Source organism: Tessaracoccus bendigoensis DSM 12906 (assembly GCF_900141915.1).
Taxonomy (GTDB): domain Bacteria; phylum Actinomycetota; class Actinomycetes; order Propionibacteriales; family Propionibacteriaceae; genus Arachnia; species Arachnia bendigoensis.
The window spans coordinates 1-18,929 of sequence record NZ_FQZG01000018.1 but is presented as its reverse complement, the minus strand read 5'-3'; the positions used below and the strand labels follow the sequence as shown (position 1 = coordinate 18,929).

The 18,929-nt window shown below is 67.8% G+C and carries 13 protein-coding genes; 11 read left to right on the top strand and 2 right to left on the bottom strand.

Going from position 1 to position 18,929, the window contains the following annotated elements; translation table 11 throughout:
• Nucleotides 1-5: 5 nt before the first annotated feature.
• The 8 genes from BUC15_RS06235 to BUC15_RS06200 all read left to right on the top strand — a co-directional run bounded on the left by BUC15_RS06235 (nucleotide 6) and on the right by BUC15_RS06200 (nucleotide 9,939).
• Entirely contained in the window at nucleotides 6-773 is a 768-nt protein-coding gene (locus BUC15_RS06235) for a hypothetical protein (RefSeq protein WP_073186677.1), read from the top strand.
• Nucleotides 770-3,004, top strand: a complete 2,235-nt coding sequence (locus BUC15_RS19845; protein WP_175558257.1) for a SaeA-related protein — start codon at nucleotides 770-772, stop codon at nucleotides 3,002-3,004. The genes BUC15_RS06235 and BUC15_RS19845 overlap by 4 nt, the downstream gene beginning before the upstream one ends.
• The gene (locus BUC15_RS06225; RefSeq protein WP_073186675.1) at nucleotides 3,004-4,362 is read left to right on the top strand and encodes a GAP1-N2 domain-containing protein; all 1,359 of its coding nucleotides are present in this window, start codon (nucleotides 3,004-3,006) and stop codon (nucleotides 4,360-4,362) included. The genes BUC15_RS19845 and BUC15_RS06225 overlap by 1 nt, the downstream gene beginning before the upstream one ends.
• A complete protein-coding gene (locus BUC15_RS06220; protein WP_073186674.1) occupies nucleotides 4,362-5,381 on the top strand; it encodes a hypothetical protein in 1,020 nt (339 codons plus the stop codon). Before BUC15_RS06225 ends, BUC15_RS06220 begins: the two co-directional genes overlap by 1 nt.
• On the top strand, nucleotides 5,378-6,349 hold the full coding sequence (locus tag BUC15_RS06215; RefSeq protein WP_139280119.1) for a TRAFAC clade GTPase domain-containing protein: 972 nt from the start codon (nucleotides 5,378-5,380) through the stop codon (nucleotides 6,347-6,349). Before BUC15_RS06220 ends, BUC15_RS06215 begins: the two co-directional genes overlap by 4 nt.
• The gene (locus BUC15_RS06210) at nucleotides 6,349-6,921 is read left to right on the top strand and encodes a TerD family protein (RefSeq protein WP_073186672.1); all 573 of its coding nucleotides are present in this window, start codon (nucleotides 6,349-6,351) and stop codon (nucleotides 6,919-6,921) included. Before BUC15_RS06215 ends, BUC15_RS06210 begins: the two co-directional genes overlap by 1 nt.
• A 299-nt stretch (nucleotides 6,922-7,220) precedes the next feature.
• Nucleotides 7,221-8,234 (top strand): lactonase family protein, encoded by a 1,014-nt coding sequence (locus BUC15_RS06205; RefSeq protein ID WP_073186671.1) that lies wholly within the window; start codon nucleotides 7,221-7,223, stop codon nucleotides 8,232-8,234.
• Between the two features lie 154 nt (nucleotides 8,235-8,388).
• Entirely contained in the window at nucleotides 8,389-9,939 is a 1,551-nt protein-coding gene (locus BUC15_RS06200; RefSeq protein WP_139280118.1) for a hypothetical protein, read from the top strand.
• Between the two features lie 512 nt (nucleotides 9,940-10,451).
• Here BUC15_RS06200 and BUC15_RS06195 read toward each other — a convergent pair.
• Nucleotides 10,452-11,012 carry a TetR/AcrR family transcriptional regulator gene (locus BUC15_RS06195; RefSeq protein WP_217652133.1) on the bottom strand — a complete coding sequence of 187 codons (561 nt, stop codon included), beginning with the start codon at nucleotides 11,010-11,012 and terminating at the stop codon, nucleotides 10,452-10,454.
• A gap of 185 nt (nucleotides 11,013-11,197) precedes the next feature.
• On the opposite strand from BUC15_RS06195, the gene BUC15_RS06190 reads away from it, so the two are divergent.
• Together BUC15_RS06190 and BUC15_RS06185 are read left to right on the top strand one after the other, a co-directional pair.
• Nucleotides 11,198-12,991 carry a glycoside hydrolase family 3 protein gene (locus BUC15_RS06190; RefSeq protein WP_073186668.1) on the top strand — a complete coding sequence of 598 codons (1,794 nt, stop codon included), beginning with the start codon at nucleotides 11,198-11,200 and terminating at the stop codon, nucleotides 12,989-12,991.
• Between the two features lie 10 nt (nucleotides 12,992-13,001).
• A complete protein-coding gene (locus BUC15_RS06185; RefSeq protein ID WP_084189403.1) occupies nucleotides 13,002-15,233 on the top strand; it encodes a 2OG-Fe(II) oxygenase in 2,232 nt (743 codons plus the stop codon).
• Nucleotides 15,234-15,394: 161 nt separating this feature from the next.
• On the opposite strand, the gene BUC15_RS06180 is transcribed toward BUC15_RS06185, so the two are convergent.
• Complete coding sequence (locus BUC15_RS06180; RefSeq protein WP_073186667.1) at nucleotides 15,395-16,825, bottom strand: helix-turn-helix domain-containing protein; 1,431 nt, start codon at nucleotides 16,823-16,825, stop codon at nucleotides 15,395-15,397.
• A gap of 133 nt (nucleotides 16,826-16,958) precedes the next feature.
• Between BUC15_RS06180 and BUC15_RS06175 the strand changes: the two genes are divergently transcribed.
• The gene (locus BUC15_RS06175; RefSeq protein WP_073186666.1) at nucleotides 16,959-18,776 is read left to right on the top strand and encodes a phosphoenolpyruvate carboxykinase (GTP); all 1,818 of its coding nucleotides are present in this window, start codon (nucleotides 16,959-16,961) and stop codon (nucleotides 18,774-18,776) included.
• Nucleotides 18,777-18,929: the final 153 nt, after the last annotated feature.

The window sequence follows — 18,929 nt, the reverse complement described above, 5'->3', positions numbered from 1 at the left end:
AAGCCATGACTGACTGGTTGAATGCACACTTTTTCACCGCGGTGGTGATCTTCTACCTGATCAACGCGGTGCCGTCCGCGATGTTCGGGATCGCGCTGTCTCGGCGCTCGGGCCGACCCTGGTGGCACGGCCTGCTGCCGGCGTTCTTCCTGCCGTGGTTCGGGTTGCTCTTCCTCAAGAACCAGCCGTCGGGGGAGCCCCGAAACACCGGCCCGGCCCGCTATTCGATGGTCATGCTGTTCGTGGCCGGCCTCATGGTGCTGGTCTCGATCTGGCTGCCCTGGGTCAGCGGCACCGGAGCTGACGGGCAGCCGTTCGTATACTCGCCGAACGAGGTGGTCGTGATCGCCATCCTGATCTGGGTGCTGGCCCTCGGCCTGCTGCTCAGCTCGATCGGGTTGCTGTTCCGCGGCGGGGTGCCGGTCGCGCTGGCCACCGGGATCCTCGTCGCAGTCATCGGGGGCATCCTTGCAGCGTCGACCTACCTGTTCGGCCCTGCCGGGCTCTTCGTCGACGAGGCCCGCTCCGGCGCCGAAATCACCGTCTACATCGGGCCGGGTGGCTGGGTCGCGCTCGTGGCGCTGATCACGGCCTACGTCTCGGTGCTGGTGCTCCCGTTCGGGTTGAAGGTGCGCCCTGCGCCCGCACCGCCGCAGCAGGAGCTTCCGCAACCACAGTGGCAGGGGCCACCGCAGTCGAACGGGCAGCAACCGCCGTCACCGTGGGGTACGGGCCAGGGTAACGGCACGCAGCGTCCTGGGGCGACCTGGTGAGCAGCGGATCAGACCGGGCCCGGTGGTTGGTCGAGGCGGCAAGGGCGCGGGGCGGGGCCATGCCGTCGCAACGCGACCTCGAACTCTGGGGGCACCTCGATATCAGGCTGCGCAACGTCGCCGAACACATCCTGTGGGAGAACCGAGACACGCTGCTCAACATCTTCAACGAGTTGGCGCCGACGCTCGACGGCCCGCCGGAACCGGCCAGGGCAGCTGCCGAACCCGTCGAAGCGGAGGTGGCTGAGGCGGAGGCGGAACCTGCCGGAGTCGAGCCGACAACGCTCAGCCAGAGCCCCGAGGATCGCTTCCGCCGTCTGCTGGAGTGGAGTTCCGTCCACCCGGACGGTGCCGTCCAGCAGATCGGGGACCAGGACCTGGCGCGGCTGGCCTCCAGCGGGGCGACGACCCGGGCCGAGGTGGAGGCGGTGGCGGCGCGGCTCTCCGCGCAGGCGCCGGTGCGGGCCCACGCCACGGAGGTCGCCGCCGTGCTGAGCGGCGCCCCGGAGGAGGACGAGCCGGAACAGGCGGCACCCGAGGAGCCCGCGGCGCAGCAGGTGACACCGCCCGAACCCATCGAGACCGACCCGTTCCCCCCGTTCGTCTGGCAGCGCACGCCACAGTTCGCGCCCTTCTCCTGGGCGTACGGTGGCGCGGAGGCCTACGGGCACCTCTCCGCAGAACTCGGCGACGACGGCGTGCAGCTGTTCTGGAGCCCCGTCCCAACCAGGGCCGCCGTCACGCTGTACCGGGTCGTCGAGTCCGCATCGAACTGGCCCAGCGGGGCACCCGAGCTGGGCAGCCTGGTCGGTGTCACCACGGCCACCTCCGGAACGGCGGAGATCCATCCCTCGGGCCCGGTGACCTACCTGGCAGTCTGGGTCAACCAGGGTGACTCACTATTGGACGCGACCCGATCGCAGCCGCGGCTCGTCGGGGTCGCGCAGGTCGTCTGGCCCCCTTCCGGCCTCACCGTCCAGGTGACGGCGAACCGGACGGTCGTCGCGCTGCTGAGCACGCCGGAAGGCAGCAGGGTAGAGGTCCAGCGGTTCCGGAAGGGAGCCACCGTCAGCTACGACATAAACCGCGAACTGGACCGGGAACTGGTCTCCGTGACCGGCTTCCGTGACCTCAACCCGCCGATGGGGGAGGACATCGTCTACGCGGCGTTCTGCGTCGCTGAGCTGGCGGACGGGACCTCGATGGTGTCGCGGCCCGTCACGGCGGAGGCCCACGTCATTCCCGAACTGCAGCAGATCAAGGTGTCGGTCGCCAGGTCGACCAGCACCCCCGGCACCTTCGACATCTCGTGGCTGGCACCGAGGCACGGGCGGGTGGTGCTGTTCGCGACCCCGGAACGGCCGCCGCACGGGCTCGAGGACGTGCCGCGCACCAGGGAGATCGTCGAGGGCCAGGGGCTGACCCCAGAGTTCCGGATCGTCAGCCCGCCGACCGATCTCGGCGGGCTGATGACGATCACCGGGTACGCCGTCGACCCTGGCTGGGTTCGGGCGCACTTTGTCGCAGTCCACTGGGTCTCGGACGAGTCGGTGTGGGTCGGCCCGGCCGTCTCGATGGTCACCCCGCACGCCCCTACCCACGCGACGATCGTCGAGCGCGTCGACTCCGAGATCATCACGTTCTCGTGGCCCGAGGGCGTCACGGTGGTGCAGGCCTACCAGGGGCCGCGGGGTCAGGGTGTCGACCCGGCCGGGTCTGAGCCGATCGCGCAGCTGACCCGCGACGAGTACATCACCATGGGCGGCATGCGCATCACCCGCACGCTCCCGTCCAACGGCTGCGCCATCCATCTATACGGCGTGGTCTACCTCGACGGCATGCCCATGTACTCCGAGGCGACCTCGCTCGACTATCCGGGCATCACACGGCTCCAGTATCAGGTGGTGCCCTACGGTCCCGATTCCTCACCCGCCCAGGCAGGAACGCGCCCGGCAAGCTACCGGATCTACGCCCAGGTCGACGACGACCTGCACGACACGCCACTGGCGATCGTCGGGCAGCTCGGGCGCCTCCCGCTGCACCCGCAGGACGGCAGGCTCCTGGCTCAACCGGTGGTGTCGCTGCGGGCCGGGATCCACACGTTCGTCGGCGAACTGCCGGCCGGGCCGACGTTGGCGTTCGTTCGGCTGTTCGTGAACCTGCCACCGGCCGATTGTGGCGCGGTGGCGGTGCTCGACCCGCCGGTCGGCACGCTCGAGGTGACGGTGTGATGCAGCAGCTTCTCTACGGCAGCGCCGACCAGATCACCGGGCGCAGCGTCGGCGGCTGGGGCACGCTGCAGGCGACCCCGGACCTAACGCCCGAGACCAGGAAGGCGTTGCTGGCACTGACCAGCGTCGCGCTCCCCGTGACGTTGCCGCAGTTCCCATCGGCTTGGCAGTTGGCCACCCGCGCCGTCCGGTTCCGGAGCGACCCACAGGGGTCGCTGTACGCGGCCTGTCGCAGCGCCGAGGCGGGCACGGACCACACCGGTCGGCCCGGCAACGTCGTCTCGCACTGTGCACTGGTCGAGGCCGTGGACGGGGTGCGCCCCGTCGACTGGTTCTTCGCGGAGGGCTGGGCGGCGCCATTCGGGCCACGCCAGATCGCGGAGACGCGACTTCCCGACCGGCTCACCGCGCCCGGAGGCTGGGCCGACACCGCCAGGTGGCTGCGTGCCGACCCCGGCCGGATCGCCCGGATCCGGTGGATCGTCGACGTCGCTTTCGCCCTCCTCCTCGACACGCGGCGGGTGTTGCTGGTGGCGCCGTCGACCGAGGAGGCCGCACGGTGGGTCTCGGTACTCAGTTGGTTGCTGGATTCCGACCTGGCCGGGCAGGTGCGCATCAGGATCGGTGAGGATCCGCACACCGCGGTGGAGCAGCTTGCGACCACGCCGGTGCTGGTGACGGTCGACGCCCCCCTCGACCCGGCGTCGCTGCGCGGGTTGCCCCAGATCGACGTCAGTTGGCAGCTTGACGCCGAGGAGGCGGCCCGGACGGGGCACTGGCTGCTCCCGACCGGGCAGTCGATGGCGGCGTCCCGGATAACGGGGCTAGCCGTCGACCTCGTCTATGCCGACCGGGAGGTCGCCCAGGCCGTCTTCACCAAACGTGACGAGATGATCAGGCGCTACATCGCCGCCGGGCATCCGCTGATGGTGCGCGACGAACTGATCTTCCTGCAGGCCGCGTGGCTCACGACACCCGGTGCACAGGAGTTGGCCCGGGTCGACCCGATCCGGCAGCTGCTGGGCGCGGTCAACGACGATGTGCTCCGCTGGGACGAGTTGGTCGCGCTGGCCGAAGAGGTCGGGCTGCCTGCCCCCGGTGCCTCTCCCGCAGCCGACCTCGACGTCTATTCGATGCCGACCGAGATCGTCGGCCCTGACACGGGTGAGGCGGATCCGCTGGTGGCCGCGCTTGTCGGCGCGGCCGCGCTCGGCCGTGCCGGGATCGATGTCCGTGGACTGCTGCTCTCGGGGCAGCTGACTGAACAGGTCGCCGCGCAGCCGGAGGAACTCCGTCAGGCCGCGCGCGACATTGCGGCGGTTCTGCAGCCGCATGCCACCGATCGAGAGGACCGATGATGGCCGGAATCGTGCAGCTTGCGCCGGGGGGAGTCGCGCAGGCCCCGTCCGGGGCGGTATCGATCAGGTTGAGCACCACCGGGCCGGCGCAGGTGCTCCTGACGGGGCCGGGAGGTGAGGTCGTCGAGCCGCAGTTCCGGGTCTCGGCGAACGAGGTCGTCGTGGTCCCTGGCAAGGAGCTGCTCATCGGCGCGAAGTCGTCGACCGGGCTGCCGTTCGCCTCCGGCACCCGCATCGGGGTGTCGTTCCGCAGCCCCGCGGGTGTGGGCAGCGAGATCGTGCGACCCGCGGCCGAGGTCGGCGGACACCACAACGTCACGCTGGTGCGGCTCGGCGTCGACGGGGTGCTCACCGACGTGTTCGCCGACGGGCGCCGCTCGGATGAGGGCGCCTGGTCGAGGGCATGGCTGAGGCCAGGAGCGTACGCCTATCACGTCAACCATCAGGACGCGACGACAGCGGACGTGGCGTGGGCGGTCGTGCTGGACGCCTCGGCGTCGATCCTGGTGGAGGCGCGTCGCCCCGGGATCGGGTCGTTCGTGGAGACGTTGACGGGGATCGCCGCCACCGCGTTCGGGAACCTGCCGGGCGGGGTGCTGCTCGCCACCGAGCCGGTGCGTGACGTGGTGGGGGAGCTGGACGTGGAGACGATCGACTGGGACCAGACGCTCGGCCACGACCCGGCCCCGTGGCCGCGGGTGACCCGGGCGGTGCGGCAGGCTGCGGCCGGGGGACGCAGGGTCGCGCTACTGCTCGACGGCGTGCCGGTCGATTACCGGGAGTTGACGGCGTTCGCGGCAGAGTCGGCCACCCCGATGCTGGTGGTTGTGGTCGGCCGTTCACGGCACGGGCTGCGGCCTGAGGATCGCGCCGTTCAGTTCTGGGACGAGGAGTTGGCCGCGCTCGATGAGCTGGCTGCGCTCGACAACGTGCGATTGGTGTCGACGACCGACCTTGCGGCCGCGGTCGCCCAGGCGCCCGACCTGGCCGATGCCCTCTTCCCGAAGGTGGTCTCATGACGGTGTGCCCCAGTTGCTATCGGGCCGTGACCTCGACGGGCGCCTGCCCGTCCTGCAAGTTCGATGTGCCCGTCGAATGGCTTGCCTCAACACCGCTGGCGCTCGCGATCACTGGAGCCAGGACGGCGGGCAAGTCGGTGCTCATCGGCGTGATGATGGACCAGTTCGAATACTTCCTCGGGGAACGGCACCAGAGCTTCCTGAATCCTTTGGGTACCACCAAGGACCGCTTCGAGCACAAGTACAGGCAGCCGCTGTTTGAGCAGCGCAACCTGCTTCCCCCCACGCCGCCGGTGCGTGACCAGGGCCTCGAACCCCTGATGTGGAGCTTCGAATACGGCGGCCAGAGAGTGTGTCTTTCGATCATCGACGCCGCGGGAGAGGACTTTGAGTCACTGGCGCCGTCGGACGCGCAGTTCAGATACCTGGGGTTCGCCGACCTGATCGTCTCGATGGTCGACCCGCTGAAGGTGCCGGGGGTCGCCGCGGTGCTCGAGGGCGTCGTCACGGTGCCCCGCGGTTCCGGGCACGACCTGGAGGTGCTGCGTTCTGTGCTCGCCGCCCGCGCGGCGCACCGTCAGCAGGGCGGGCCGGAGCAGGTGCTGGGCATCGTGCTCAGCAAGTTCGACGTGTTGCAGCGGATGCGTGAGCTGTCGGCTTCACCTTGGCAGTCGATCTTCAACCGGCCGGGCTCTACGCTGCAACGGGACCCGTCGATGGTCAGCGAGTTCGACAATCGGCAGGACGCGGACCTGCTGCAACACGAGTTGCACGGCCTGCTCGGCCAGATGGGCGCCGGGATGTTGCTGACGGCGGCTGCGGAGGCGCAGATCCCATACCGGCTGTTCGCGACGTCGGCGCTGGGTTCGGAGCCGAACGCGTCGACCGTCGGGCGGGGCGGGATCGTGCCGTTCAGGGTGCTCGACGTGCTGCAGGCGGCGTTGACCAAGAAGATCGGGGTGCGCTGATGGCGAAGCGACTGTTGGCGGGAGCCACCGTCCCGCTCGTCACTGATCGGAACGTGCCGGTTCAGCGGCTGCTGATCGGCTCGACCTGGACCAACATCTCCGTGGACATCGACATGTGCGCCCTGCTGTTGGTGCGCCGCAGCGGGGTCGGCTACAAGGTGGCCACCGAGCAGGACTTCATCTACCGGCAGCGCCGTACGAACCCGGATCGCAGCGCGTTCCTGACGTACCTGTCGCCCGGCCAGTCGGTCGGGCCGGACCGGGCGCAGATCATGGTCGACTTCGGTGCGCTGAACCCGGAGGTGAGCCGGATCATGATTGCGATGTCGGCGCAGACGCCGGGGACGTCGCTGCGCAACATCGGTACGCTGCGGACCCGGGTGATGGACCTGGCCACCGGTGAGACGTTGTATGTCTACGAGCACACGCAGCAGGCCCAGTTGGACGCGTCGTGCGTGACGTTGTGGACGCTCGACCACGCCGGGATCCAGTGGCACTCGAGGGTGTCGGTGAGCCCGTACCGGGGTGGCCCGCCGGCGTTGGTGAGGGACTTCGGGGCCAGACCGGGCTGATCGGTGAGCGGGACCGGGGATGACTCGTGAAGTGGGGGAGGACCCGCGTCGCGGCCGCCGTCGCCCGTCGCCCGTCGCCGTCGCCGCTGGAGCTGTGAGAATTGACCAGTGGTCGATTTTGCTGTGTCTGGTGTCGAGGATCGGCCACTGCCTTGCTGGCTGGGGTTCGGTGGTTCCGAGCGGGGTCGTGAAAATCGACGAGTGGTCGATTTTGCTGTGTCTGGTGTCGAGAATCGGCCACCTCCCACCTGGTTAGTCACCTTCACGCGCCCGTTGACGATGCTGGCTAGCATGGGGCCATGACTGGAGACCTCCTGCTGGTTGGAAACGACAAGGGCGGCACCATCTCTGCCCTGAAGCTCGACGGCGAACGCCTGGCCGTCAAAGTTGTGTCCGAGGTGGGGCTTGGCTGCAGCACGTTCGCGATCAACCCCCGCCGCAGCCTCGTCTACTGCGCGACCAAGGAACCGTCGCCTGCGATCGTCACGCTGACCCTTGACAAGGAGTCGGGCGCGCTGACGGAGGTGGGTCGCCGCGACGTCGACGATCCTCTGGCCTACCTGTCGATCACCCCCCACGCGCTCATCGGCGCCTCCTACCACGGAGGATGGGGCGCGAGTTGGCGCATTTCCGACGGCGAGGTCGGCCGGGAGGTGTCGCGTTTCGAACATCGCAACATGCACGCCGCCGTCACCGACCCGCTGGGCCGCAACGCCTACTTCGTGTCCTTGGGTGAAGACCTGATCGCGCAGTTCTCCCTCGGGTCGGCCGGTGAACTGGTGGAACTCTCGGCGCCGACGGTGAAGGTGACGCCCGGTTCCGGCCCGCGACACCTGGTGCTTTCCGCGGATGACCGAAATGCGTACCTGATCACTGAGTTCACCGGCGAGGCGATCAGGTTCGACCGTAGTGAGGGCGGCCGTCTGACACGGGAGGAAGACGTGGCGGCCTTCGACGTCGATGCGGGTCTCCGCACGAGCGGCTACGGGCTGAACCCGAGGGACGGGCACCTCGTCTGGGGTGCAGACTTGGCGCTGGCGGGCGACGGTCGGTGGTTGTTGTGTACCGAGCGGACCGAATCGACGGTGACGGCGGTCGAACTGGACCCCAGGGGTCACCTGACGCAGCACACGGTGGTTAATCGGACGGAGCCGCAGCCGCGGAGCCTGACGGTCGCGCCGGACGGTGTGCACGTCGTCGTGGTCGGAGAGTTGTCCGGCCATGCGGCGTTGTACCGGTTAGTCGCCGGGCGGCTGGTCGAGCTTGACCGGGTTGAGACGGGGAAGGGCCCGAACTGGGTCCGGTTCGTCTGATCCCGGTCCGGGGGTAGCGTGCCGGTCCATGAAGTTGTTGCGCTTGGTCGATCGGCTCCTGAGCTGTGGGCGTGGGGCCGGGGTGGCAGGCTCGGAGGGGGTCCGGCCTGGAGTCGCTGAGGCCCATTCGGCTGAGGACGCAGAGGTTCCCGAGGTGCCTGAGCTGTCCGCGAACTGTCGGCGCGTCATTGATGGGGAGGCCGATTACGTCCTTTGCGTCGACTGCATTGCTGAGACGGGGAAACGCGGCGCACGGGACTCGGGCTTGGGTGTCCTTGTCTCCTTTGTGGTGGCTGCTTCCGCGTTTGCATTTGTTGTGACTCAGGCCCCGCCTGACTGGTTCAACGGGGACCGGGACGGGGCCCTGGTTCTGGGTGCGCTGGGCGTCCTGGCTACATTGATGGTCGCGATGACACTGGCTCTTGGACAGACCTCGGCCCAGATCGATGAGCAGGACGCTGAGGGCATCAGGGCTGACGGCAGGGTGGTCTTGACGAGGCTGACCAACCTACGGCGCCTTGATGGTCGGTTGGGGGTCGAGTTCTCGCTCACGATGTCCGCCATCGTCTTCGCTGGGGCAATGGCCGGGGTGGCTTTACGCGTCGGAGGTGAAGGGGAGAGGCTGACCCTCCTGACGCTCGCCGTGTTGTGCGTCGGGTGGTCGGGATCGCAGCTCATCGTCGTGGGTCAGAATCAGCTACGCTCCAACAGCCTCCGAGCGATCCTTGACGAGGCATTCACGAGGAAGATCCACAAGAGATTGGACGGGATTCGCGCGAGTTCACGCTGGTGGATCATTGGCTGGAGCGCCGCTTGGGTCTTGACGCCTGCGGTACCGCTCTTCTTCGCGCACGGTCTGCAGGGAGAGTGGCGGATGGCCATGATCGGCGTTGAAGTGGCAATCTTCACCGCGGTCCTCCTCTTCTGGATCCTGCCGGTTGTTGCCTCATCCGGCGTTGCTGAGGCAGGGATCAGCCGAGGAGCGCCGGTATTGATGGCAGCCTTGTTGGCCGTGGTGGTGGTGTCCTTCGAGCTGATGGTCATGGCCCGGGGGGATTCGGGAAATGCCGGGCCATGGGCGGTCCTTGTGACTGTTCTAGTCCACCTTGTTCTCGGAGTGGCTCTTGCCCTGGGGGCCGGGGGCGTATGGGTGTTAAAGGCAGTCGCCCAGCGTTTCGTTGGGCTTTCGGAAGGCATCTCTGAACCGGCAGCATCTCGACGTGGTCCGGCTCTCCGGGAGGCGGTGCTGCTGGTAGTCCCTATTACATTGGCTTTGGGGGCGGTGTTCATCGGCGGCGGCGGAGCGCGCTTCTTGAGCATCGTCCTTGTCGGGCACTTCGTCGCAGTCATCAGGATGGCTGCCTTTGCGACGTTCTCGCCGTCCAGGCTTCAGCGAGTAGTCGTGGACCTCAGCATCGCAGCGATGATTCTCGTCGGCTGCGGCTGGGTGCTCTTTGAGTTCCGGAGCACGCCGACTGCCGGTCTGTTCGCCTCGGTGCTCTTCGGGGCATCGACGGTCTTGGCCTGGTTCCGAGTCGCCGCACCAGAGGGTCCGATCAGGAACGAACTCATCATTGCCCAGGTGAGGCGGGACAAATCTCCGGCGAGCAGCAACCGTCAGGAGCCTGGCCGCAAACGGCAGGTCACGTGTGGGTCTGTGGGGTGCAGCAACTACTCGGCGGCGGTGCACGCCGACCCAGCCTGAGCGGTGTGTCGCAGTCGCCGTCCACAGGGGACATCCGGCAGCCGCGCGGGCCTTGACCGTGTCCGTGGGCGCCGTCCACAGCCGGGAGGGGATATCCACGGTCTGCACACACGGTTATCCACAGGGTTGTCAACACTGGGGATAATCACACGCGTGTCGTTCAGGGTGTCGGGTGTGGACCGAGCCGCGTTGGCGGTTGGACGCCCGCGCGCGTCACCTGGGACGGCGCGGCAACCGTCGGCCGACGCTGCGGCTACCAGCGGTTTGTTCTGGTCACCAACGGTTTGTCCGCGTTACCAGCGTTGTCGCGCGACACCAGCGGTTTGTCCGCGATACCAGCGCTATTGCCCGTTACCTGCTGTATTTCGCTGGTGTCGCGCTATTTCGTTGGTGTCCGCGCTGACCGCCTTCGTGGTCGTCCTCGTTACCAGCGGTTTGTCCGGGCTACCAGTGTTATCGCTCTTCACCTGCTGGATTTCCCTGGTGCCTCGCATGTAAGTCTCCCGTCACCCCTATCGCGGAATGATTGCAGCGGCCGCAGCCTCCCACTCGCCGACAAGATCGACGCCGTCTGGGTCCCGGAGCCACCGGAGTTGCAGCCCATCCATCGTCGCGAGCACCAGGCGGGCCAAGCGCGGGGTCCCGCCCCCCGGTACGCGGGCAGAAGCGAACGTCCGTACCGCGCGTTGGTCGCGTTCCCGGAAGTACCCGTGGACCGGATGGTCGGGCTGCAGCGACTCGGCGCTCAGCACGGTGTACAGGCGTACGATCTCGGGCTGTCGCGCGTTGCGGCCCACCATGGCGGTACAAACGTCGGCCAGGGCCAGCGCCGGGATCGACTCATACAGTTGCTCCAGTGGGACGTCCAGGGCCTCGGCCAGGGCCGACCGGTCGGCCTCGTCCCTGTGCTCCATGACAGCGAGGAGCAGGTTCTCCTTGGATCCGAAGTGATGCAGGACCGCGGCGTCCGTGATACCGCACTCCACGCCGATGTCGTGAAGAGAGACCGACCAGTAGCCGTTTGCGGAGATCAGGGTCGTGGCGACCTCAATGATCTGGGCTCGGCGATCCATCCGGCTCATCCTGGTCCCCGTACCGCGCCCGCGCACGACCATTTGCCGCCCCTCTCGCTGTTGGTGGCCCCACGTTATCCGATGGCTTGCCCCACCGATGTCTTGACTTCCGTGCACCGTCGAGCCTACGCTTAATTAAGCACCCGCTAAGTATAAAGTTAGCGACTCGATGAGGAGATGCGCAGATGCAGACAACACCATCGTCATTCGACACCCAGGTAGAGGCCGTTCGATCCGGCGTTGACGCCCGGGCGGCGGCTCAGACCCTCGCCGCAGAGATGACCGAGGCCGAGTTGCTCGCCTGCCTGCATGGCACCGTGCCCTTCTGGCCCGGGCGCGGACGCATCATGGAGCACGGCTACAACTTCGTGCCGTTCGAGATGTCGGGGGTACCCCGGCTGGGCGTGCCGGAGATCTCGTTCATCGACGGCCCAAGGGGTGCGGTTGTCGGGCCGACGACGGCATTCCCGGTCTCGATGGCTCGCGGTGCCTCATGGGACCCAGCGTTGGAGGAGGAGGTCGGCCGCGCGATCGGTGTCGAGGTTCGCGCGAGCGGCGGCAACCTCTTCGGTGGCGTCTGCATCAATCTCCCGAGGCACCCGGCATGGGGCCGGGCACAGGAGACCTACTCCGACCAGCCGGTGCTGTTGGGTCGCATGGGCGCGGCCCTCGTGCGCGGTGTGAAGCCAAACGCCATGGCCTGCGTAAAGCACTTCGCGCTCAACTCCATGGAGAACGCCCGCTTCGACGTGGACGTCACGTGCGACGAAACCACGATGCACGAGGACTTTCTGCCTCACTTCAAGGAGGCCATTGACGCGGGCGCAGAAGCCGTCATGTGCGCCTACAACTCGGTAAACGGGCATTGGGCGAGCGAGAGCACCGAGCTGCTCACCGACATCCTGCGCACCCAGTGGGGCTTCGACGGGTTCGTCCTTAGTGATTTCATCTGGGCGATCCGCGACGCGGCTGCCTCTCTTGAGGCGGGCATGGACCTGGAAGCGCCGTTCGCCCAGTTGCGTGCCGACCGGCTACCCGCTGAGATCCGCGAGGGACGAACAAGCTTCGACGCCGTCCGCCGGGCGGTGGTGCACATCCTCACCGCGCAGCTCAGGTACTACGCCGAGCGCGACCGGATCGAGCCATCCGCCGACCTGATTGCCGGGCCCGCCCACCGCGCGTTGGCATGCAAGGTCGCACAGCACTCTATGGTGCTCCTGCGTAACGAGGACGTCGCAGGTGACCCAGCCCTTCCGATCGATGCAGGTTTCGACGGCAGGGTCGCGGTCCTCGGCAAGCTTGCCGATGCCGTCAATCTGGGCGACAAGGGGTCCTCCAACGTGAATCCGCCGAGCGTCGTGACCGTCCTGGACGGGATCCGGTCAGGCCTCCCCCAGGCGACGGTCGATGCTCACGACGGCAGCGACCTTGATCGTGCGGCAGAGGTCGCCGCGGGTGCCGACGTCACCGTCGTCGTGGTCGGTTACACGGCCGCCGAGGAGGGGGAGTGGGTCAATGGCCGGGTCTATGGGCGAGACGACCTGATGGGTCTCTACCCCGAGCCTGCCACCGATGAGGACCGTCGCGTCTACGCCACGATGATGCAGCGACTGGAGGTGGCCAAGGGCAAACCGGAGGCGGGAGGCGACCGCCGCGACCTCCGGCTTCCCTCGGCAGATGTCGCGCTCATCCGTGCCGCCTGCGCGGCCAGCCCCCGCACCATCGTGGTGGTCCAGAGCGCCGGAGCCGTCATAATCGACGACTGGGCGGACCTCCCGGACGCGATCGTGCTGATGTGGTACTGGCCTACGACCTCGACCTTCCGCTTCTCGCCTGAAGGCACGGCCCGGACGAGATCGGGGCCGAGCGCAGTGCCAACCGATCTGGCGGCCGCGGGAGATGTTGGCGCCCAATGGATCGGCAGCGCGACCCGATGTTCTCCGCTTCGAAACGATTGGCCTCGGCCGTCCTGCCGGTAGGTTCTAGCTCATGGTCAAGCCAGCGCGGGAGAGGATCGCCCTGTTGTTGCAGGGTGGCGAGTCGACGGGGTCGTTCAGCGCCGAGGCCACGGTACCGGCCGCAGGCGTGACGTTGGCGGTCGACGGAGTCGGCCCGGTGAAGCTCCCGATCGGAGCGGCCCAGGAGCGGATGCTGGTGTCGGTCGCCCGCCCGGCCATGTTCGGGCACGGTGAGGAGACGCTGACCGATCCCTCGGTGCGTGACACCTGGGAGCTCACCGCCGACCAGGTCAGCCTGGGTGGGGCATGGGAGCAGGTGCTCGAAGCGGTGCTGCTTGAAGTCCATGAGGGGCTCGGGTTGCCGCAGGGTTCGCGTCTGCGGGCCGAGCCGCACGCGCTGCTCGTCTACGGTCCCGACCAGTTTTTCGCCCCGCATCAGGACTCCGAGAAGGACGACGAGATGGTGGCGACCCTGGTGGTCTCGCTGCCCTCAATCCACACCGGCGGCGAGCTGGTGGTCAGCCACGGCGGGCAGAGTCGGACGTACCGCCACTCCGCCCGGGATTCCATCGGCTTCGTGGCCTTCTACGCCGACTGCATCCACGAGGTGCTTCCGGTCCGTTCAGGGCGCCGCGTGACGCTGACGTTCAACCTGCTCGTAACCCGCGAATCCGAGGAGGAGATCGACCCCGACGAAGAACTGGCGTCCCTTGTCGGCGAGCACTTCGCCACCCCGATGACCCCACGTTGGTCGACTGAGGTGACTTCGGTGCCCAACCACCTGGTTGTCCTGCTGGATCACCAATACAGCGAGCGCGGGCTGGCTGCGGGCCGTCTCAAGGGGCGTGACGTCGAATGGGTGAACAGGCTGCGCGTGGCTGCTGGACGTGCCGACTGCCTGAGCGCGCTGGCTCTCGCCGAGATCCGGCAGACGTGGAACGCGTACGAGGAACACCGTTCGTGGCGCTACCGGTACGACGACGATGAGAGCTTGGCCAACGACGGGTCGTCGGAGTCGTACGACTTGGGTGAGCTGATCGAGGATGAGATCTCGCTGGGATGGTGGAAGCGTTCCGGGGTCGGCGACGGGGAGCCGATCCGGCTGGGAGTCAATCAGGGCGAGGTCTGCGCTGTCACGCCGACCGACTCGTTGACGCCGTACCAGTCCGAGTACGAGGGCTACATGGGCAACTACGGAAACACCGTCGACCGCTGGTACCGCCGGGCGGCGATCGTCCTCTGGCCCAAGGAGCGGGACTTCATCGCCCGCGCTGAGGCCGACCTGCCACACGCGATCGCGGAGCTCATTGGTCGGCTGAAAGATGGTGACGACCTCGATCGGGCCCGAACCGATGCGCGTGCGGTCGTCAACCTCCTCCGCGTCGGCGGACAGCTGCTTGCTCCGCTCCTGGCAGTGGCCGAGTCCCTTGACGACGCCGAATTGGCCCACGACCTCCTCGCCCCGCTGGGCAGCGAAGGGCTGACCGCCGAGCACGCACCCGCGCTCGCCGCGGTCGTCAACCGATACGGAAGGCCCTGGAGTCAGAGGTTGATCGGTTCGTGGTTCCCTACCCGAGGGCACCGACTCGGACGCTGGGAATGGGCGACCGACACCCTGCCAGGCGTGGCACTGGCGCTGAGGCGGGCCGGTGCGGACGGCGTCGTCACTGACATCTGCCGACGGATCTGGGCGAACCTTTCGGGCTCGATCGGTCTGGCACTCGTGGAAGGTCCGAGGGCCTGGGCGGCTAACGTGTCGTCGATCGTGGAACCGGCGGAGTCGCTTTTCAGGGTGGCAGAGGCGGAGGTGGTCGACGAGTTCGTCGCCACCCTCGCCGCAACCGGTGACGGTGTGCTTGATCTGGAGCTTCCGATGCTGCGTCGCCTCGGCAGCGACGCACCCGCCTCGCTGGTCGAGGACGCCGTCAAACGGCTGGAGGTGATGCTCGCAGCGCCGCCTCGACCTGCCGATGACTGGTCGATCGTGTGGTCCGGCTGCGGGTGCGACCTGTGCGAGACCCTGCGGGGCTTCCTGGCCGACCGCGGCGCCACCGAGTTCGACTGGCCCCTGCGAACCGACGGACGCCAGCACATCCATCAACGCATTGAGGCGGCCGAACTGCCGGTCACCCATCACACGATCCGAAAGGGTCGGCCCTACACCTTGCACCTCGCCAAGCGTCCTGACCTTCACGAACGTGAAGCCGTGCAACGTCGCCAGGCGACGACAGACCTCGCGTGGCTGCGAGAGGGCCGAGGCTAACCGAGGCTAACCGAGGCTAACCCCTGCGAAGTGGCGGATAAGTGCGGTCACAACGACGAAATCTCGAGATGCTCCGTTCGCCGCCCGTCTCGCCGCACTTTTCCCGACATCCGAGGGTGCGCAGACGTGAGGGTGTCTCCGTAGGGGTGTCATGCTGGGATTCAGTCCTGGGCATGTGCCTCCAGGAACTCGTACAACTCCCGGTCGTCGACGCCCGGGTAGGTGCCCTGCGGCAGGGGAGCGAACAGGTGCGTGCGCACCCGCGGTGACGCCCAACCCCGGCCGCTCCACCGCTCCTTCAACCCGTCCTCGGGCCGACGACAGCATCGCGCGTCCGGGCAGGTCGACACCGTCCGCGTCTGTGATTCGCGGCCCCGGAACCACTTCGACTCGGCGTAGGGCACCCCAAGCGTGATGGAGAACTCGGCGGTGGCGCCGGTGCCGGTCTGTGTCGACTCGAAGAACGTGCCGGCCGGGGTGTCCGTGTACTGGTAGTGCTCGCTGGTGCGCGTCGTCCGGGCGAACGCCTGGCGGGCGCTCCAGTAGCGGCAGACCACCTCGCCCTCGGTCGAGCCGGTCGCGTCCTCGGGCAGCGGCAGCCCGTCGTTCTCGTAGGCTCCGACGACGGCGCCGGTGCCGTCGACGCGCAGGTAGTGCAGCGTGATCCCCAGATACTGCGTGGCGAGGTTGGTGAACCGGAGCGCCGCGGCCTCGTGCGTGACGCCGAAGGTGTCCCGGAAGTCCTCGATGGCGATGTTGCGGTCGCGCTTGGCGCGTTCCAGGAAGTCCACCGACGCGGCCCGCGGCATCAGGCAGGCCGCGGCGAAGTAGCTGGCCTCCAGACGCTGACGCAGGAAGTCGGCGTAGTCGACCGGCTCGTGGTGCTCGAGCACCGTGTTGGCCACGGCCTGCAGCGCGAGAGAGCGGAGCCCGTGGCCACCGGGGATGGAGGCTGGCGGGATGTAGATGTGGCCGGCCTCGCGGTCGACCACGGCGCGCGCCGAGTGCGGCAGGTCGTCGGTGTGGACGATGCTCAGCCCGACCCGCTTCGCCATCTCCGCGACGGTGCGGTGGGTGAGCGCGCCCGAGGCGTGCTTCACGGCCTTGGTCGCCTGCTCGGCGATCAGTTCGATCTCGGTGAGGTGGTTGTTTCGGGCGCGCATGGTCGCGCGGTGTGCGGTGTTGGCGCGTCGGGCCTCCTCCGTCGTCGCGATCGACATTCGGGCGCGACGGTCAAGCTCGCGGTGTAGGCCGACGATCGTTCCCAGCGTCGCGTCCGACATGGAGCGGGTGGGCCGAAGGACAGGCAGCCCGAGTTCCCGATAGGTGGGCGAGGCCTGCGCCTTCTCCAACTCGATCTCCAGTGCGGCCCGCGGGGTCGGGGGTTCGTCGGCCAACAGGTCGGACGCCGAGACCTTCAGCGCCGCCGCTAGCGACTCCAGCAGGGAGAGGCGGGGTTCGCGATGCCCGTTCTCGACCATGGAGAGCTGGCTGGGGGCGGTTCCTGTGAGGTCTCCCAGTTCTTCAAGCGTCAAGCCTGCTTTGGTGCGGAAATGCCGGATGCGGCGTCCGAGCGTCGAGAGATCAGCCATGCAGTTCACAATACGTGAAGAAGAGGCAAATTTCACAAGGTTTGACCACTGTGTATGCGGGGATAGTTGCTTAGAGTGAATGCAAGAGTACATCCCGCAGCGAAGCGCCCGCCCACCAGGTTTGGAGAAACTCATGACCGCCACCGTCACATTCACCGGCAACGCACCCGCCAACGCCGATTCCAGCGTCGTCGAGTGGGTGGAGGACATCGCCCAGCTGACGCAGCCCGATCGGATCGTCTGGTGTGACGGGTCCGACGAGGAGCGTCAGCGCATGCTCGACGAGGCGGTCGAGGCGGGCACGCTCATCAAGCTCAACCCCGAGAAGCGGCCCAACAGCTACCTGGCCAGGTCGAACCCGAGCGACGTCGCCAGGGTTGAGTCGCGCACCTTCATCTGCTCCGAGCACGAGGACGATGCCGGCCCCACCAACAACTGGGCCGCGCCCGCCGAGATGCGCGAGACGCTGAACGGGCTCTTCGAAGGCGCGATGCGTGGCCGCACCATGTATGTCGTGCCGTTCTCCATGGGCCCGGTCGGCAGCCCGCTCGCCCGCCTCGGCGTCCAGGTCACGGATTCGCCCTACGTGGTGCTCAGCACCGGCACCATGACCCGGATGGGGGCCGGTGCGCTGGCCCAAATCGGCCCGGACACCGAGTGGGTGCCCGCCGTCCATTCGATCGGCGCGCCGCTCCTGCCGGGTGAGGAGGACGTCGTCTGGCCGTGCAACGAGACTAAGTACATCGTCCACTACCCGGAGAGCCGCGAGATCTGGTCGTACGGCTCGGCGTACGGCGGCAACGCGATCCTGGCGAAGAAGGCGTTCGCGCTGCGGATCGCCTCCAAGATCGGTGAGCGCGAGGGCTGGCTGGCCGCGCACATGCTCTTGCTGAAGGCGACGAACCCGGAGGGTCGCTCCTTCCACGTGGCCGCCGGCTTCCCCAGCGCCTGCGGCAAGACCAACTTCGCGATGCTGCAGCCCTCGATCCCCGGCTGGACCGTCGAGACCATCGGCGACGACATCGCCTGGCTCGCTCCCGGACCGGACGGCAGCCTGCGCGCCATCAACCCGGAGGCCGGCTTCTTCGGCGTGGCCCCCGGCACCGGTCACTCCACCAACCCGACGGCGATCGCGACGCTCGAGCGCGACACCGTCTTCACCAATGTCGCGCTGACCGACGACGGTGACGTCTGGTGGGAGGGGCTCACCGATGAGGCGCCGTCGCACCTGATCGACTGGCTGGGCCGCGACTGGACCCCCGACTCTGAGAGCCCGGCGGCCCACCCCAACTCCCGGTTCACCGTCTCCGCGCACCTGTGCCCCTCGATCGCCGACACCTGGGATGACCCGGCCGGTGTTCCCATCGACGCGATCATCTTCGGCGGTCGTCGCGCCACCAACGTGCCGCTCGTGGCGCAGGCCCGCGACTGGGAGCACGGCGTCTACATGGGTGCGACGCTCGCCTCCGAGCGCACCGCCGCCGCCGAAGGAGTCCTGGGCGAGCTGCGTCGCGATCCGTTCGCGATGCTGCCGTTCTCCGGCACGCACATGGCCGACCACTGGCAGCACTGGCTCAACGTCGGCGAGAGGCTGAACGATACGGGCAACGCGCCGCTGGTCTTCCAGGTGAACTGGTTCCGCCGCGGTGAGGACGGTCGTTTCCTGTGGCCGGGGTTCTCGGAGAACTCCCGGGCCTTGGCGTGGATCACCGAGCGGATCGAGGGTCGCACGGACGCGGTGGAGTCGCCCTTCGGGCTGGTTCCGGTCGACGGTGCCATCGATTATGTGGCGGCCGGGGTGAGCAGCGAGGATTGGGAGGCGTTGTTCGCGATCGATCCCGAGGCGTTGAACGCAGAGGCCGACGATACGGATGTCTTCCTGGCCCGGATGGGCACCAAGGTGCCCGACGCCGTCAAGCGTCAGCATGAGGAGTTCCGCTCCCGCCTCTGAAGACCCGGCGTGGGGACGTCAACGTCGCCGTCCCCACGCCTTCTCCCGGGGGGTGGTGGTTGGCCCCGGGTTTGAGCAGGATTTGAGTTCATTGAAGCCGATCCCGCATCGTCAGCAGACGATGCGGGATTCGTCGCGTTGAGCAGTAGATCC

Excerpts from the sequence above, each read along its gene's own strand:
- BUC15_RS06175 (WP_073186666.1), top strand. The coding sequence starts at position 16,959 with ATGACCGCCACCGTCACATTCACCGGCAACGCACCCGCCAACGCCGAT.
- BUC15_RS06220 (WP_073186674.1), top strand. The coding sequence starts at position 4,362 with ATGGCCGGAATCGTGCAGCTTGCGCCGGGGGGAGTCGCGCAGGCCCCG.
- BUC15_RS06190 (WP_073186668.1), top strand. The coding sequence starts at position 11,198 with ATGCAGACAACACCATCGTCATTCGACACCCAGGTAGAGGCCGTTCGA.
- BUC15_RS06185 (WP_084189403.1), top strand. The coding sequence starts at position 13,002 with ATGGTCAAGCCAGCGCGGGAGAGGATCGCCCTGTTGTTGCAGGGTGGC.
- BUC15_RS06235 (WP_073186677.1), top strand. The coding sequence starts at position 6 with ATGACTGACTGGTTGAATGCACACTTTTTCACCGCGGTGGTGATCTTC.
- BUC15_RS06180 (WP_073186667.1), bottom strand. The coding sequence starts at position 16,825 with ATGGCTGATCTCTCGACGCTCGGACGCCGCATCCGGCATTTCCGCACC.
- BUC15_RS06225 (WP_073186675.1), top strand. The coding sequence starts at position 3,004 with ATGCAGCAGCTTCTCTACGGCAGCGCCGACCAGATCACCGGGCGCAGC.
- BUC15_RS06215 (WP_139280119.1), top strand. The coding sequence starts at position 5,378 with ATGACGGTGTGCCCCAGTTGCTATCGGGCCGTGACCTCGACGGGCGCC.
- BUC15_RS06210 (WP_073186672.1), top strand. The coding sequence starts at position 6,349 with ATGGCGAAGCGACTGTTGGCGGGAGCCACCGTCCCGCTCGTCACTGAT.
- BUC15_RS06195 (WP_217652133.1), bottom strand. The coding sequence starts at position 11,012 with ATGGATCGCCGAGCCCAGATCATTGAGGTCGCCACGACCCTGATCTCC.
- BUC15_RS06205 (WP_073186671.1), top strand. The coding sequence starts at position 7,221 with ATGACTGGAGACCTCCTGCTGGTTGGAAACGACAAGGGCGGCACCATC.